The sequence below is a fragment of the Streptomyces sp. NPDC059852 genome, assembly GCF_042731455.1.
GTDB lineage: Bacteria > Actinomycetota > Actinomycetes > Streptomycetales > Streptomycetaceae > Streptomyces.
Window position 1 is genome coordinate 136075 of sequence record NZ_JBHWJK010000015.1, and the last position, 13617, is coordinate 149691.

The 13617-nt window shown below is 74.7% G+C and carries 18 protein-coding genes; 12 read left to right on the top strand and 6 right to left on the bottom strand.

What is annotated here, in order from left to right; all coding sequences use genetic code 11:
* Nucleotides 1–54 precede the first annotated feature (54 nt).
* The gene (locus tag ACFV46_RS20595; RefSeq protein WP_361929284.1) at nucleotides 55–993 is read right to left on the bottom strand and encodes an LAETG motif-containing sortase-dependent surface protein; all 939 of its coding nucleotides are present in this window, start codon (nucleotides 991–993) and stop codon (nucleotides 55–57) included.
* Nucleotides 994–1241: 248 nt separating this feature from the next.
* Between ACFV46_RS20595 and ACFV46_RS20600 the strand changes: the two genes are divergently transcribed.
* A complete protein-coding gene (locus ACFV46_RS20600) occupies nucleotides 1242–2906 on the top strand; it encodes a glycoside hydrolase family 13 protein (RefSeq protein WP_385499092.1) in 1665 nt (554 codons plus the stop codon).
* Between the two features lie 221 nt (nucleotides 2907–3127).
* Nucleotides 3128–3883 (top strand): carboxypeptidase regulatory-like domain-containing protein, encoded by a 756-nt coding sequence (locus ACFV46_RS20605; protein ID WP_361929278.1) that lies wholly within the window; start codon nucleotides 3128–3130, stop codon nucleotides 3881–3883.
* Between the two features lie 31 nt (nucleotides 3884–3914).
* Here ACFV46_RS20605 and ACFV46_RS20610 read toward each other — a convergent pair whose 3' ends face one another.
* A complete protein-coding gene (locus tag ACFV46_RS20610; protein WP_376727614.1) occupies nucleotides 3915–4382 on the bottom strand; it encodes an FxLYD domain-containing protein in 468 nt (155 codons plus the stop codon).
* 186 nt (nucleotides 4383–4568) lie between these two features.
* Here ACFV46_RS20610 and ACFV46_RS20615 point away from each other — a divergent pair, with 186 nt between their 5' ends.
* The gene (locus ACFV46_RS20615; RefSeq protein WP_361929273.1) at nucleotides 4569–5057 is read left to right on the top strand and encodes a hypothetical protein; all 489 of its coding nucleotides are present in this window, start codon (nucleotides 4569–4571) and stop codon (nucleotides 5055–5057) included.
* Nucleotides 5058–5089: 32 nt separating this feature from the next.
* Here ACFV46_RS20615 and ACFV46_RS20620 read toward each other — a convergent pair whose 3' ends face one another.
* Entirely contained in the window at nucleotides 5090–5452 is a 363-nt protein-coding gene (locus ACFV46_RS20620; protein WP_361929270.1) for a DUF6479 family protein, read from the bottom strand.
* 31 nt (nucleotides 5453–5483) lie between these two features.
* Complete coding sequence (locus tag ACFV46_RS20625) at nucleotides 5484–5942, bottom strand: VOC family protein (protein WP_385499094.1); 459 nt, start codon at nucleotides 5940–5942, stop codon at nucleotides 5484–5486.
* A 277-nt stretch (nucleotides 5943–6219) separates the two neighbouring features.
* Between ACFV46_RS20625 and ACFV46_RS20630 the strand changes: the two genes are divergently transcribed.
* From ACFV46_RS20630 to ACFV46_RS20655, 6 genes are all read left to right on the top strand, one after another.
* Complete coding sequence (locus tag ACFV46_RS20630) at nucleotides 6220–6567, top strand: sortase-dependent protein (protein ID WP_376727616.1); 348 nt, start codon at nucleotides 6220–6222, stop codon at nucleotides 6565–6567.
* Nucleotides 6564–7193, top strand: coding sequence for a class F sortase (locus ACFV46_RS20635; protein ID WP_385499096.1), 630 nt, complete (start codon nucleotides 6564–6566; stop codon nucleotides 7191–7193). Before ACFV46_RS20630 ends, ACFV46_RS20635 begins: the two co-directional genes overlap by 4 nt.
* Before the next feature lie 116 nt (nucleotides 7194–7309).
* Nucleotides 7310–7801, top strand: a complete 492-nt coding sequence (locus ACFV46_RS20640) for an RNA polymerase sigma factor (RefSeq protein ID WP_376727618.1) — start codon at nucleotides 7310–7312, stop codon at nucleotides 7799–7801.
* Nucleotides 7785–8324, top strand: coding sequence for a hypothetical protein (locus ACFV46_RS20645; RefSeq protein WP_376727619.1), 540 nt, complete (start codon nucleotides 7785–7787; stop codon nucleotides 8322–8324). The genes ACFV46_RS20640 and ACFV46_RS20645 overlap by 17 nt, the downstream gene beginning before the upstream one ends.
* 166 nt (nucleotides 8325–8490) lie before the next feature.
* Entirely contained in the window at nucleotides 8491–9750 is a 1260-nt protein-coding gene (locus tag ACFV46_RS20650; RefSeq protein WP_361929575.1) for an SLC13 family permease, read from the top strand.
* Between the two features lie 5 nt (nucleotides 9751–9755).
* Nucleotides 9756–10241 carry a universal stress protein gene (locus ACFV46_RS20655; RefSeq protein WP_361929256.1) on the top strand — a complete coding sequence of 162 codons (486 nt, stop codon included), beginning with the start codon at nucleotides 9756–9758 and terminating at the stop codon, nucleotides 10239–10241.
* A 14-nt stretch (nucleotides 10242–10255) separates the two neighbouring features.
* Here ACFV46_RS20655 and ACFV46_RS20660 read toward each other — a convergent pair whose 3' ends face one another.
* Nucleotides 10256–10801, bottom strand: a complete 546-nt coding sequence (locus tag ACFV46_RS20660) for a tellurite resistance TerB family protein (protein ID WP_385499098.1) — start codon at nucleotides 10799–10801, stop codon at nucleotides 10256–10258.
* 173 nt (nucleotides 10802–10974) lie between these two features.
* On the opposite strand from ACFV46_RS20660, the gene ACFV46_RS20665 reads away from it, so the two are divergent.
* Nucleotides 10975–11187, top strand: a complete 213-nt coding sequence (locus ACFV46_RS20665; protein WP_385499100.1) for a DUF4287 domain-containing protein — start codon at nucleotides 10975–10977, stop codon at nucleotides 11185–11187.
* A 2-nt stretch (nucleotides 11188–11189) separates the two neighbouring features.
* Here ACFV46_RS20665 and ACFV46_RS20670 read toward each other — a convergent pair whose 3' ends face one another.
* Nucleotides 11190–11528 carry a GYD domain-containing protein gene (locus ACFV46_RS20670; protein WP_376727621.1) on the bottom strand — a complete coding sequence of 113 codons (339 nt, stop codon included), beginning with the start codon at nucleotides 11526–11528 and terminating at the stop codon, nucleotides 11190–11192.
* 284 nt (nucleotides 11529–11812) lie between these two features.
* Between ACFV46_RS20670 and ACFV46_RS20675 the strand changes: the two genes are divergently transcribed.
* Nucleotides 11813–12010, top strand: a complete 198-nt coding sequence (locus tag ACFV46_RS20675; protein ID WP_385499102.1) for a hypothetical protein — start codon at nucleotides 11813–11815, stop codon at nucleotides 12008–12010.
* A 191-nt stretch (nucleotides 12011–12201) separates the two neighbouring features.
* A complete protein-coding gene (locus ACFV46_RS20680) occupies nucleotides 12202–13608 on the top strand; it encodes a hypothetical protein (RefSeq protein WP_361929244.1) in 1407 nt (468 codons plus the stop codon).
* Nucleotides 13609–13617 lie beyond the last annotated feature (9 nt).

The following is a 13617-nucleotide window of genomic DNA, read 5'->3' on the forward strand; positions in this document are numbered from 1 at the left end:
CACGCGCACGGGGGCCCGGGGTGGTGAACCCCGGGCCCCCGTCGGCGTCCTCGCTCAGGAGCGGGCCGAGCGGCGCCGCTTGGAAGCGACGACGAACGCCGCGCCGCCCGCGACCAGCACCACGGCGCCGAGCGCGATCGGGCCGGTCGCGCTGCTGCCACCGGTCTCCGCGAGGTCACCGCCGCCGCCCTGGGGCTTCGGCGCCGGCGCGCTCGTCGAACCGGACGGCTCCGGGGCCGGCGACTCGTCACCGGGCGTCTCGGAGGCGGGCGGGGCCGTCTCCTCGGCCGGGGTGGACGGCGCGGGCTCCGAGGGCGTGCCGGGCTCGGTGGCCGGCGGCTCGGTGGCGGGGGGCTCCTCGGTGGCCGGCGGTTCGGCCGTGCAGTCCTTCGTGCCGCCGTTCCAGGCGGCGATCAGCTTGTCCTTGATGACCGGGCGGTCCGGGCCCTTGGGCAGGTCGCCGTGCTCGAAGCCGTCGTTCGCGTCGTGCCGGCCGTCGAACTTCACGGCCCCGCGGTACAGGTCGATCTGCGCGAAGCAGCCGGCGTCCGGGACGGCGATGTCGAGGGTGTCGGTGGCGCCCGGCTTCACCGTGACCGTGTCGAAGTCGACGAAGACCTGCTCGCCGGAGGTGGCGAAGGTCGAGCCGTGGGCGAGGTAGGACGCGAGCGAGGCGGTGCAGGTCGAGGCGTCGGAGGCGGCGCGCACGGTGATGTGGGCCTTGCCGTCGCCGGTGACCTTCAGGTTCTGGTCGTCGACCTTCACGGAGGCCGTGAAGTGCGTGCCGTCGAGCGAGAACTCGCAGCGGTCGGTGGCGGTCCGGGTGCCGGCGCCGGTGCCCGGCCGGTAGCTGCCGCCGGAGTTCCAGCCGTCCCCGCCCGAGCCGTGGGCCCAGGCGCCGGAGGCGGAGGCGACGGTGGCGGCGCACAGGGCGAGCGACGCGGCGCCCGCCCCCAGCAGGCGCCGTCCGGTGACACGTCTCGCTATGGACATGCGTATCCCCTCGTGGGGTGGAGAGTGGTCGAAGAACACTGGGCCCACTGGTCACATGCGCCACAGCGTGAGCACATCGTCTTGGGGTGGATCACTCGTGTCAACCTGCGGAAACACAAGGGAAGTTCAAACGGTCATCACAATCTCGTCACACGAGGAATGATTCGATCCGCTCTGCGCGGTGTTCGCTTTCCGGGCCAAGTGGACAGTCATGGTGATGTCGCCGTACCCATCCACGAGGAGACCGCGTGACTGTCCGCACCACCACGCCCGACCTCTCGTCCAGCAACCCCGACTGGTGGCGCCAGGCCGTCATCTACCAGGTGTACCCGCGCAGCTTCGCCGACGGCGACGGCGACGGGCTCGGGGACCTGAAGGGCGTCGCCCAGCGCCTCGGCCACATCGCCGCCCTCGGCGCCGACGCCCTGTGGCTGAGCCCCTTCTACCCGTCCGAGCTGGCCGACGGCGGCTACGACGTCGCCGACTACCGGGACGTCGACCCGCGCCTCGGCACCCTGGACGACTTCGACGTCCTCGTCGCCGAGGCCCACCGCCTCGGCCTGAAGGTCATCGTCGACCTCGTCCCCAACCACACCTCGCACCAGCACGTCTGGTTCCAGGAGGCCCTGCGCGCCGGACCCGGCTCGGCCGCCCGCGAGCGCTACGTCTTCCGTGACGGACGCGGCGCGCACGGCGAACTCCCGCCCACCGACTGGCAGTCCGTGTTCGGCGGCAGCGCCTGGCAGCGGGTGCCCGACGGGCAGTGGTACCTGCACCTGTTCACCCCGCAGCAGCCCGACCTCGACTGGGGGAACGAGGAGGTCCGCGCCGACTTCCGGACCACGCTGCGGTTCTGGTCCGACCGGGGCGTCGACGGCTTCCGCGTCGACGTCGCCCACGCCCTAGCCAAGGACCTCGGCGAACCGCTGCGCGACCTCGGCACACCCGAGCTGAGCCGCGAGGACGCGCTCCCCGGCCTCCCGCCCGGCAGCCACCCCTTCTACGACCGCGACGAGGTCCACGAGATCTACCGCGACTGGCGCAAGATCCTCGACTCCTACCGCCCGCCCCGCATGGCGGTCGCCGAGGCCTGGGTGAACCCGAGCGCCCGCCGCGCCCTGTACGCCCGTCCGGACGAACTCGGCCAGGCGTTCAACTTCGAGTACCTCCAGGCCCGCTGGGACGCCGACGAGCTGCGCCGGATCATCACCGACTCCCTCGCCACGGCCCGCTCGGCCGGCGCGTCCGCCACCTGGGTGCTGTCCAACCACGACGTCGTCCGGCACCCCTCCCGGCTGATGCTGCCGCCCGGCACCGACGACAACGCCTGGCTGCTGTCCGGCGGGCACGCCCCCGAGGTCGACGAGGAGGCGGGCCTGCGCCGCGCCCGCGCCGCCACCCTGCTCATGCTGGCGCTGCCCGGCTCGTCGTACCTCTACCAGGGCGAGGAGCTCGGACTCCCCGAGGTCGCCGACCTGCCCGTCGAGGTCCTCCAGGACCCGGTGTGGGAGCAGACCGGGCGGGTGCGCAAGGGCCGCGACGGCTGCCGGGTGCCCCTGCCGTGGACGACGACCGGCCCCTCGTACGGCTTCGGCGCGGGCGGGGCCTGGCTGCCGCAGCCGGAGCGCTTCGCGGCGTACGCCGTCGAGGCGCAGGACGGCGTGGAGGGCTCGACCCTGGAGCTGTACCGCCGGGCCCTGCGGCTGCGCCGCAAGCTCCTGGACGGCGAGGACCTGCGCTGGATGCCGGACACCCCGGCCGGGGTGCTGCACTTCCGCCGCTCCGACGGCTGGCGCTGCGTGGCCAACCTCTCCGCCGAGGCCGTCGACCTGCCACCGGGGGAGGTCCTGCTCACCAGCGCCCCCCTGGAGTCGGGCCGGCTCGCCCCGGACACGACGGCCTGGCTCGACTAGGGCGTGTCCGCTCGGCAGGCGGGACTTTGCGGACACGACCTTGGGCGTGTTCGGAGGTCTCGCCTCCATCCACCCGGGCACGCCGCCGCGCCCGGACGGGTGGTCGGCGTCCTCCCTCCGGCCCCGTCCGGCCGCCGAGCGCGGGCCGGGCGGGGTGCCGGCCGCGAGAATCGCGGGCGAGGGTGGGGTACCGCCGAGGTATGTGAGGAGCTCCCCCGACGATGAGCAGGACCTTCAAGACGACGATCCTCGCCACGCTGGCCGCCGCCGGCGCACTGTTCGCGGCCGGCCCGCCGGGCACGGCACAGGCGGCCGGCGGCTCACCCGACCCCGTGGGCCACGAGCTGTGGGCGTCCGCCACGATCGAGCCCGGCCGCGCGGGCATCGTCCAGGTCGGCGGCTACGAGGGCGCGCCGCTCGGCGCGGGCAGCGTGCTGACGCTGACGGCACCGGCCGGCACCCGCGTGACGGGTGTGCCGTTCGCGGCGGCCGGCTTCCGGGGCACGGTGGCCGCCGGTGGCCACAGCGCCTCGTACGCCTTCGAGGGGACGGCCGCCGCCGGGGCCTGGCACGGCCGTACCTTCCCCTTCACGCTGACGGTGTCGCCGGACGCCGAACCGGGCACCCGGCTCCCCGACTGCTCCCTGGAGCTGCGGGACGCCAAGGGCACGGTCCACCAGCGCGGCGGCTGCGCGGTGACGGTCGGCCTGCCCGCGCCCACCCTGTCCCGCCCCGACTCAGGAGTGGCGCTGGGCGGCTCGCCCGAGACCTCGGGCACCGCCTACCCGGGCGCCCAGGTCACGGTGGTGGACGCGCTGGAGCAGGAGGTCTGCTCGGCGACCGCCGCACCGGACGGCACCTGGTCGTGCGTTCCGGGTGTCGCCCTGGCCGCCGGGCCGGGCCGCCTCCAGGCCACGGCCACCCTGAACGGGGTGTCCGCGACCAGCGAGCAGATCGACATCACCGTCGCCGGCTGACGGCCGTACCGGAAGCCGTACGGGGCACCGCTCAGTAGCGCACCGCCCGCGCCACCTCCGCGCGCACCTGGCCGCCGAGGTCGCGGTTGCTGCGGGCGGTGCCCTTGCCCGTGGCCCCCGCCGCCACGTCGGACACGGTCACCACCGCCGCGTCCAGCAGGTTGCCGTCCTCGTCCTTGAAGTCGACCTGTACGGCGAAGGACTTCGTCGCGTCGGTGGTGTTCTCCACCGTGATCTCCGCCTCCGCGCGGCCGTCGGAGTCCGTCGTGGTGCCGCCCACCCGTACGGCGCCCTTGGCGTTCACCCCGCCCTTGATCTCGTCCAGCGCGCGGCCCGCCTCCGCCGTCGCCGAGGCGTACGCGGACGCCGCCTTGCTCGCGGCCGAGGAGACCGAGGAGGGGGTGCCGTCGTCCGAGCACGAGGTGAGGGCCATGGCGGTGAGCGCGGCGGCGGTCAGCGCGACGGCGGTACGGGTCCACGGGGTGCGGGGAGAGGACATGACGGCTCCAGAGGGCTGCGGCGGTCCCTCAAGTGAAGGGCGCGGCCGGTCCGCCCGCACCCCGGCCGTCACCCGATCGGCCCGTGCCCCCTGGTGGGCGGCCCCGGGCGCCCGGATCGTCGTACCGACCGCAGCACCCGTTCGACGACCGATCGCGGACACCGCGAGAAGTGGGGTACGGCAGCCATGACCCAGCAGCAGCAGCCACCGCAGGCGCACGCCACCGACGCGGCCCACAGCGCCGCCGGTCTGTCCGCGCCCCGTACGCCACGGCCCGCCCCGGCGGCCGGGACCGGCCGCTCGTCCGACTGGCTGACCGGCGGTCTCGTCTTCGCCGGTGTGCTGATGCTGGTCGACGGGGTGCTCGCCATCCTGCAGGGCATCAGCGCCCTCGCCGCCGACGACGTGTACGCCCGGGTCGGGGACTACGTCTTCAAGGGGAGCCTGACGACCTGGGGCTGGGTGCTGCTCGCCCTCGGCGTGCTCGCCGTGTGCGTGGGCTACGGCATCCTCAGGGGCGCCTGGTGGGCCCGGATCACCGGCATCTTCCTGGCGTCGCTCGGCATGGTCGCGCACTTCCTCTTCCTGCCGTACGCGCCGGTCTGGTCCGTGATCATGGTGGCCGTGGACTTCTTCGTGATCCTGGCCCTGGCCCTCGCCCCGGACCCCGCCTGACCCGCGCGGTGGCCGGAGCGGGGGTGGCCGGGTCAGCGGTAGCCGCCGCTGCCGAACGACCCGCTGTGGCCCGGATCCCACCGCTTGCGGTGCTGGTCCTCGCTGCGCCTGCTGCTCGCGGCATGCAGCTCGTGCGGCAGAAGACGGGTCGCGCCCGTGGTGTGCGGCACCTCGTCGGGCTCCCGCACCTCACGGATCTCGCGGACGGCACCCGTGTCGGGCAGGTGCGTCTGTTCCTCGGGGGTGGGCCGTGGCGACTCCTTGTCGCGGACCCGCATGCCGAACTGCACCGCCCACACCAGTGCTCCGGCGATGAAAATGCCACCTGCCAGGGCGGCGATCCAGCGAAGGACCTCGCTCGCCGTGGCCGCCAGTTCAAGCGTCGCCGTACTCATGCCTCAATTATCACCAAAACGGACGAACAGGCTACGGCTGGGAGGAATCGCCCTGCGTCGCATCGTCCGTCGTGTCGCCCAGCTCCGTGAACAGCGTCAGCTGCAGGGCGCCCGGTGCCTCGAGGCGGGAGTTCAGGGAGTTCCACGGTGTGCGGACCGGCTCGGCCAGCACCTCGGCGCCGGCCGCCGCGAGCCGGGCGGTGACCTCGGGGGTGTCGTCCACCTGGAAGGCGACCCGGACGTGTCCGGCGACCCGCTGGCCCACCTCGACCTCGTCGATGAACTCGGCGTGGCGCGGATCGGTCAGCTCCAGGGTGGCCCGGCCCGCGTCCAGGATGGTGACCCGGCCGTCCGGCGAGGAGAACGCCGCCTGTTCGGGCAGGCCGAGCACGTCCCGGTAGAAGCGCAGCGCCTCGTCGTAGTCCTCGGCCGTGACCACCAGCCGGAGTTCACGCACCCGGCCGGGCCGCTCGGCGGGGGTCTCGGGCATGGCGTCCTCCTTCGTCGACGGATGTGTCCGGTCAACTCGCGGGCCCGGTAGGGGAATTCCCGGCCCGTGCCTCCTGTCGCCCGGTCGCGGGGGTCCGCGTTCCAGGTGTTCCAGGTGTTCCAGGTGTTCCAAGCGTTCCAGGCTTCCAGGAAACCCCCCTCCCCCGTGGCTTTGCCATCTCTTTACAACCCGGCAGGGGGCCGCGTCGTCTCTTCGCTCGACCCGTCACCACCCGCCCGCCGTTCCGGCCGGGCGAACGACGAAAGAGAGCGACCCGATGCGCCGAACCGTGTTCAGTGCCCTGGCCCTCACCTGCACCGCCCTGCTGGCGAGCGCCGCCCCGGCCCTCGCCGACAGCTCCACCCCCAGCCCCGTGCCCACCCGCGTGGCGGAGGAGGCCGCCTCGCCGGTGCCCTCGACCGGCCCCGCCGACGAGGCCGCCTCCCCCGTGCCGGCCGAGCGTGGCCAGGTCGCCGTCCGCCCGTCCGGGGCGCCCGACACCGGCGTGGCCGACACGTCCTCCTCCACCACGGGCGGCCTGGTCGGCGGCGGCGCGGCCGCGGTGCTCCTCGCCGGAGGCGCGGCGACGTTCGTCGTCCGGCGCCGGCGGACGCACGGCGCATGACGCCGCTGTCCCGGCGCGCGTTCGGCACGGCCGCGCTCGCCTCGGTCCTGGTCGGATGTGGCGGCGGGACCTCGGAGCCCGCGAGCGCGCCCGCCCGCCGGACGCGGGGCACCCGGCAGACCGGCGACCGGTCCGCCGACGCGTCCGCGAACCCCGCACGCGCCCTGGGGCGTTCGGCCCCCGTCCGGCTGCGCATCCCCGCCATCGACGTCGACACCCCGCTGATCCGGCTCGGGCTGGAGCAGGACGGCACCGTCGAGGTGCCGCCCATCACCGCCCACGACCGCGCGGGCTGGTACCGGCACTCGCCCACCCCCGGTGAGGTCGGCCCGTCGGTCGTCCTCGGCCATGTCCATGTGGGCGAGTTCGGCGACGGCGTGTTCCGCGACCTCGTGCGGCTGCGCCAGGGCGACACGATCGAGGCGCGCCGGCAGGACGGCAGCACCGCGCGGTTCACCGTCGTCTCGGTCCGCACCGTCGCCAAGGCCCACTTCCCCGCCGACGACGTCTACGGGGACGTCGACCGGCCCGAGTTGCGGCTGATCACCTGCGGCGGCCCCAAGGAGGGACAGGAGTACCGCGACAACGTGATCGTGTTCGCGGTGCTCAGCTCCACGTCCCCCTGAACCGGCCCGCCGGGGCGGAGACCGGTACGGGCGCGCAACGCGCGCGGCCGTACCGGCATCCTCCCCCGTGACACCCCGGCCACCGCACCCGGTCGCCGGCCCGACCATGGAGAGCGTTGAAACGGTCCCGAGACGAGGCGGCGTCCGAGCTGTTCGCCGCCCTCTACCCCCGTCTGGCCGGCTGGTGCCGCCGGCTGGTCGACGACGACGAGACGGCGCACGAGATCGCGTCGGAGTCCTTCACCCGGCTCTGGGCCCGCTGGAGCCGCGTCGAGGAACCGCGCGGCTTCCTCTACGTCACCGCGGCCAACCTGGTCCGCGACCACTGGCGCAAACTGGAGCGCGAACGCCGGGCCGTGCGGCGCGCGACCACCGAGGCCGCCGTCGCGCCCCACCTCGAACAGGCCGACCCCTCGGTCCGGCTGCTGGTGCAGTCCCTGCCGGAACGGCTGCGCATCCCCATCCTTCTCCACTACTACGCTGACATGCCGATCCGGGAGGTGTCCGTGCTGACCGGGCGCAAGGAAGGAACCGTCAAGGCCGACCTGCACGCGGCCCGCGAACTGCTCCGCGTCCACCTGAGGAGAAGCCTTGACCACTCGCATTGACGGCGACGACCCGGACGGCCGCGCCCTCGCCGACGACGACCCGCTGGTCGTCGTCCTGCGCCCGCCGTCCGAGCATCTGGCCCCGCCGCCCGGCCGCTACGAGGCGATCCGCCGCCGCGCGTCCCGCCGGCGCCTGGCGCGTACGGCCGCCGGGGTGGGCGTCACCTGTGCCGTGGCGCTCCTGGCCGCCCTGCCGTTCACCTCGCAGCGCCCCGACCCGCCGGCGACCCCCGCTCCGCCGCTCGCGCCTCCCGCGGGCGGCCGTTCGGCACCGGCGACCCCGGTGCCCGCGCCGGTGCCGACGCCCAGCACCGGGCCGTCCCCGCGGCGCACCCCGTCGTCGCCCCCGGCACGGACGGGCCCCTCGGTGCCCACGGAGAGGTCCCAGGACGGTGTGACGCGCGCACCGGAGGACGAGGTGGCGGCCCGGCCCACGGCGGAGACGACGGCGTCCCCGTCGGCGCGGGGCGAGGCGCCGCGGCGTGTGCCCACCCGCGAGGCGGCGGAGCGGGACGCGTCCTAGGGCGAGTGACGCGTCCTCGGGTGCGCATAGGGAACCCCCCTGGTGAGCCGCCCGGTCGGGATCGGGCGGGCCGCAGGGGGTGGGACGGACGGAGGGACGTCCGCGCGGAGTACCGTGCGGCGAGAACGACCGGCGGACCCTCCGCCCCGCCCGGAAGGACCGGAAGCTGAACGCCTCGCTCGCGGAGACGTTGTCCGTGGCCCTGCTCGTGCTCGTGCTGGCCGGCGCCGTCGTCCGTCCCTTCGGACTGCCCGAGGCGGTGACCGCCGTGCCGGCCGCGGCCCTGGTCGTCGCCACCGGTGCTCTCTCCCCCGCCCACGCGCTGGACGAGGCCGAACGCCTCGGCCCGGTCATCGGCTTCCTCGCGGCCGTGCTGGTCCTCGCCCAGCTCTGCGACGACGAGGGGCTGTTCCAGGCGTGCGGGGCGTGGATGGCGCGGACGGCGGCGGGCCGGCCGCGCCGGCTGCTCGGCCAGGTGTTCCTGGCCGCGTCCGCGATCACGGCCGTGCTCAGCCTGGACGCCACCGTCGTCCTGCTCACCCCCGTCGTGTTCGCCACCGCCGCCCGGCTCGGCGCCCGCCCCAAACCGCACGTCTACGCCTGCACCCACCTGTCCAACACGGCGTCCCTGCTGCTGCCGGTGTCCAACCTGACCAACCTGCTGGCGTTCGCGGCGAGCGGGCTGACCTTCACCCGGTTCGCCGCGCTGATGGCGCTGCCGTGGCTGGCGGCCATCGCCGTCGAGTACGCGGTCTTCCGGCGCTTCTTCGCCACCGACCTGGACGCGGGCGCACAGGCCCCGTCCGGCGGCGACGCCCCCGAACTGCCGCTGTTCGCCCTGGTGACGGTGGCCTGCACGCTGGCCGGTTTCGTGGTGACGTCCGCCGTCGGCGTCGACCCGGCCTGGGCGGCCCTGGCGGGCGCGGCCGTGCTCGCCGTACGCGCCCTGCTGCGGCGCCGCACCACCGCGAAGGCGCTGCTGAACGCCGCGTCCGTGCCGTTCCTCGCGTTCGTCCTCGCCCTCGGGATCGTCGTCCGCGCGGTCGTGGACAACGGGCTGGACACCGCCCTCGGGCGCCTCGTCCCCGACGGCACCGGACTGGCCGCCCTGTTCGGCGTCGCCGCGCTGGCCGCCGTCCTCGCCAACGTCATCAACAACCTGCCGGCCGTCCTGGTGCTGCTGCCGCTGACCGCGGGGTCCGGGCCCGGCGCCGTCCTCGCGGTGCTGCTCGGCGTGAACATCGGGCCGAACCTGACCTACGCGGGGTCTCTGGCCACCCTGCTGTGGCGGCGTATCGTGCACGCCCACGACACCGAGGTACGGCTGGGCGAGTTCACCCGGCTCGGCCTGTACGCCGTACCCGCGAGCCTGTGCGCCGCCGTGGTGGCACTGTGGGCCTCACTGGCCGTGATCGGAGGAGGCTGAAGCCGATGGCCGTGGTCGTCTGGATCGTCGAGGGCACCTGGCCGGCCTGCGTGGACGCCGCGCGCCGGCACGCGCCCGAGGACGCCGAGATCGTCCTGCTGCACGTCACCGGGGACGACGTGGCCGACGCCGCGCACGGCGCGTTCGCCGGGCTGCTGGGCCGAGGACACCGCGAACGCGACCCCGGCACCCGGGTCGAGCACCTCGCCGCCGCCTCCGCCGAGACCCTCCTCGGCGCCGCCGCCGAACGGCTGGGCCGGCCCTGCACCCGTACCGAGCGCACCGGCCGCGTCGAACGCGAGGTCGTCGCCGCGGCGGACGGCGCCGACCTGCTCGTCCTGGCCCGCGACGGCGACCGGACCCGGCTCGGCCCGCACAGTCTCGGCCCCGCCAGCCGCTTCGTCGTCGACCACGCCCCGTGCCCGCTGCTGCTGGTCTGGCCCGAACCGGCACCGGACCTCACGACGATGCCCGGACCACCACCGCACTGACCTCGCCGGCGTCGTCAGAGACCGAACTCCTGCGGCGACAGGTTGAGCACCCCGCACGCCTCCCGCAGCACCTGCTCCTCGGCCGGGGCCACATAGCCGTCCGCGCCCGCCACGACGAAGCCGGTCTGGACGACGGCACGGGCCTCGGTCGGCTTCTTCGCGGCCTTGGCGATCTCCTGGAGCGCGTCCGCCCTGCCCTGCGCGAAGTTGGCCGCCAGCTGGTCGACGTGCTTGTTGAAACGCTGGCGCAGCTGCTCGGACGGGAAGTTCTGCAGGACGTCGTTGGTCAGGATCAGCGACTCCACATGCTGCCGCTCGGCCGGGTCGACGTGCCCGTCGGCGGCGGCCACCAGCGCGCACATGGCCATGCTCGCGTCCCGGTAGGCGCCGCTCTTCAACTCCGTCTTGAGCGAGGTCAGCTGGTTCTTCAGCGTGCTCACCAGCTGGGCCTTCGAGCCCCCGGACCCGGAGCCCGGCCGCCCGTGCCCGCCGGAGCCGCGGCCCTGGGCCTGCTGCTGCAACCCCTTGGCCTGGTCCTTGATCCGGTCCCACATCGCCATGCGTGCCACCTCGGCTTCGTATCCGTCGGCTCGGTCGTCGGCGCGCTCCCGCACGTCACGTCACGAGGAGAACTCCCGCCGCATTCGCGGAGTTCCGCCGGGAGCGATGATTTCCGCCGCCGCCACCGGTCTGGATCGACGACACGACAAGCCACCTGAACGGACGGGACGACATGAGCGCACCGGTGAAGGGCCCCGCCTCCTACTTCCCCGCGATCGAGAAGAAGTACGGCCGTCCGGTCGCGTACTGGAAGGACCTCATCCGGATCTCGCCGCTGACCCGGCACATGGAGCTGGTCGGCTGGCTGAAGACCGAGCACGGCCTCGGGCACGGGCACGCCAACGCGCTCGTCGCCCACACGCTGGCCGAGCCGTCCGGCGACTGAGCTCAGGCTCCGGCGGGCCCCTGCGCGCCGGGTGCCCGGAAGCGCACCTGGCGGCGGGCGGCCTCGTCGACCTCGTCCAGGGTGAGCAGGGGAGTGGCCCGGGTGTGCAGGGCCCCGCTCGCCTTGACCGCGAGGCCGGCGGCGGCCATCGCGGACGCGTCGGGCAGGTCGACGATCAGGACGATGTCGTACTCGCCGAAGGCGAAGTACATCGCCTCGACCGTCCCGCCGAGCCCCGACACGACCTGCTCGACCGCCGCGCGGCGCCCGCTCGCGCCCTCCTCCAGCAGCCCCTGGGTGCCCTCGGCCGTGTAGGTGGCCTGGATGAGGAACTTCGGCATCGGACACTCCTGACCTGCTCGCCGGCACGGCGCCGGCAGGGCGCTCCGCCCGAGACCTTCCCGTCCCGCCACGGCCCCCTCACCCGGCGCGTCCGCATCCACCCGAATTTCACCCGAAGGGCCCCGGAAAACTCGGCGAACTCGCATACAACCCTTGGACCCGGCTGACGGTCTCCTCAGAGTCGACCCTTCGTAAAGCCATGGCCAAGGCCAGCTGGACGAGGCCGGTCGCAGCCCCGTCTGCGATGCCCCGCCGGGCATCCCGCATGCCGCAGGAGAACCGCATGCACCACGCGTACGCGCCCGCGCACCCGCGCCGGCACGCCGGTCCACGCCGTGCCCCCGGGACGGCCGCCGCGGCCGTACGGACCGGCCACCGGGCCGTTCCGCGCGGCACCGCCCGCCCGGCCGTCCCGCGCGCCACCGCACGCCGTACCCGGGCCACCGGAAGCCCGCGCCCACGCGCCCTCCCCGCCGCCTGACCCCCGCCCGGCCACCGGCCGCCCGCCTTCCCCGCCGACCGGCGGAGACGGGCGGCGGCCACCCCCGCGGCGGACCCCACGTCCCGCACCGCGTCACCCGCGCGGTCGCGGACGTCCCGCCGCCCGCCGGGCCCGTCCCCCACCGTCCCCACGGGCCCGGCCCCCGACCCGTCCCACCAGGAGCACCCACCTTGCGCAAGCGCCCCCTCCTCCTCGTCGCCACCCTCACCACCGGCCTGCTCACCGCGCTCCCCGCGACCGGCGCCTCGGCCGCGCCCTCCAAGCTCGCCGGCGACTTCAACGGCGACGGCTACCGTGACGTCGCCGTGTCCGCCCAGTGCGCCCAGGTGGGCTCCCAGTCCTGCGCGGGCGCCGTCATCGTGCTGTACGGCTCCTCCTCGGGTCTGTCCGCGAGCCGCAAGGCCGTGATCACCCAGAACTCCACCGGCGTCCCCGGCACCGCCGAGTCCGGCGACCTCTTCGGCTCCTCCCTCGCCGCCGCCGACCTCGACCGCGACGGCTACTCCGACCTCGTCGTCGGCGCGTCCGGAGAGACCGTCGGCACCAACGTGAGCGTCGGCTCCGGCACCGTCCTGTGGGGCTCCCAGTCCGGCCTGAGCGGCGGCAAGGGCCTGCCCCAGCCGTCGGGTCTCGCCCGGTACGGCGGCTACTCGTGGGGTGCCGCGGCCGCCGACTTCGACGGCGACGGCGACGCCGACGTCACGCTGACCGGCCAGAACCACACCCACCTCTACCAGGGCCCGTTCACCCGCACCGGCGGCCCGCTCAGCCACCAGCGCGTCGGCGAGGTCGGCACGACGTACGACGTCGTCGCCGGCGACCTGAGCGGTGACCGCGCGGCCGAACGCGTCTACCCGATGCTGGTGGACGGCGACCCCGGCGGGACGGTCCTCAGCTACCGCTGGACCGGCACGAGCTACAAGTTCGGCGAACTCGCCCAGGCCGACGGCCTGACCGGCTCCATCGCCGACATCAACGGCGACGGCTACGGCGACCTCGTCCTCGGCGACTCCTCCGACCCGAGCGCCGACAAGCCCGGCGGCCACAAGGGCGGCCAGATCACCGTCTGGTACGGCGGCCCCAACGGCCCCGACCCCGCCCAGCAGCCGACCGTCGTCCACCAGGACTCGACGAACGTCCCCGGCTCCGGCGAGACCGGCGACTCCTTCGGCTCCGCCCTGAGCACCGGCGACATCAACGGCGACGGCTACGCCGACGTCGTCGTGGGCGCCTCCGGCGAGGACATCGACAAGGCGAAGGACGCGGGCTCGGTCACCGTGCTGTTCGGCTCGGCGTCCGGCCTGAAGACGTCCGGCTCGAAGTCCTACACGCAGAACACCGCGGGCGTCCCCGGCACCGCCGAGACCGGCGACCGCTTCGGCCAGGCCGTCGACCTCACCGACGTCACCAAGGACGGCCGGGCCGACCTCACCGTCGGCGTCGACGAGAACGGCACCGGCGGCGTCTGGACCCTGCGCGGCTCCGCCACCGGCCTGACCACCAGCGGCGCCCAGGGCATCACCGCCGCCGGCGTCTCCGTGAAGGGCTACTACTTCGGCTCGGTGATCGCCCAGTGACGCGCCCCG

What these genes read in the sequence shown, in the direction of transcription:
- ACFV46_RS20615 (WP_361929273.1), top strand. Translation starts at nt 4,569, where the DNA reads ATGACCCAGCAGCAGCAGCCACCGCAGGCGCACGCCACCGACGCGGCC.
- ACFV46_RS20595 (WP_361929284.1), bottom strand. Translation starts at nt 993, where the DNA reads ATGTCCATAGCGAGACGTGTCACCGGACGGCGCCTGCTGGGGGCGGGC.
- ACFV46_RS20675 (WP_385499102.1), top strand. Translation starts at nt 11,813, where the DNA reads ATGCACCACGCGTACGCGCCCGCGCACCCGCGCCGGCACGCCGGTCCA.
- ACFV46_RS20605 (WP_361929278.1), top strand. Translation starts at nt 3,128, where the DNA reads ATGAGCAGGACCTTCAAGACGACGATCCTCGCCACGCTGGCCGCCGCC.
- ACFV46_RS20630 (WP_376727616.1), top strand. Translation starts at nt 6,220, where the DNA reads ATGCGCCGAACCGTGTTCAGTGCCCTGGCCCTCACCTGCACCGCCCTG.
- ACFV46_RS20635 (WP_385499096.1), top strand. Translation starts at nt 6,564, where the DNA reads ATGACGCCGCTGTCCCGGCGCGCGTTCGGCACGGCCGCGCTCGCCTCG.
- ACFV46_RS20620 (WP_361929270.1), bottom strand. Translation starts at nt 5,452, where the DNA reads ATGAGTACGGCGACGCTTGAACTGGCGGCCACGGCGAGCGAGGTCCTT.
- ACFV46_RS20665 (WP_385499100.1), top strand. Translation starts at nt 10,975, where the DNA reads ATGAGCGCACCGGTGAAGGGCCCCGCCTCCTACTTCCCCGCGATCGAG.
- ACFV46_RS20655 (WP_361929256.1), top strand. Translation starts at nt 9,756, where the DNA reads ATGGCCGTGGTCGTCTGGATCGTCGAGGGCACCTGGCCGGCCTGCGTG.
- ACFV46_RS20670 (WP_376727621.1), bottom strand. Translation starts at nt 11,528, where the DNA reads ATGCCGAAGTTCCTCATCCAGGCCACCTACACGGCCGAGGGCACCCAG.
- ACFV46_RS20660 (WP_385499098.1), bottom strand. Translation starts at nt 10,801, where the DNA reads ATGGCGATGTGGGACCGGATCAAGGACCAGGCCAAGGGGTTGCAGCAG.
- ACFV46_RS20610 (WP_376727614.1), bottom strand. Translation starts at nt 4,382, where the DNA reads ATGTCCTCTCCCCGCACCCCGTGGACCCGTACCGCCGTCGCGCTGACC.
- ACFV46_RS20625 (WP_385499094.1), bottom strand. Translation starts at nt 5,942, where the DNA reads ATGCCCGAGACCCCCGCCGAGCGGCCCGGCCGGGTGCGTGAACTCCGG.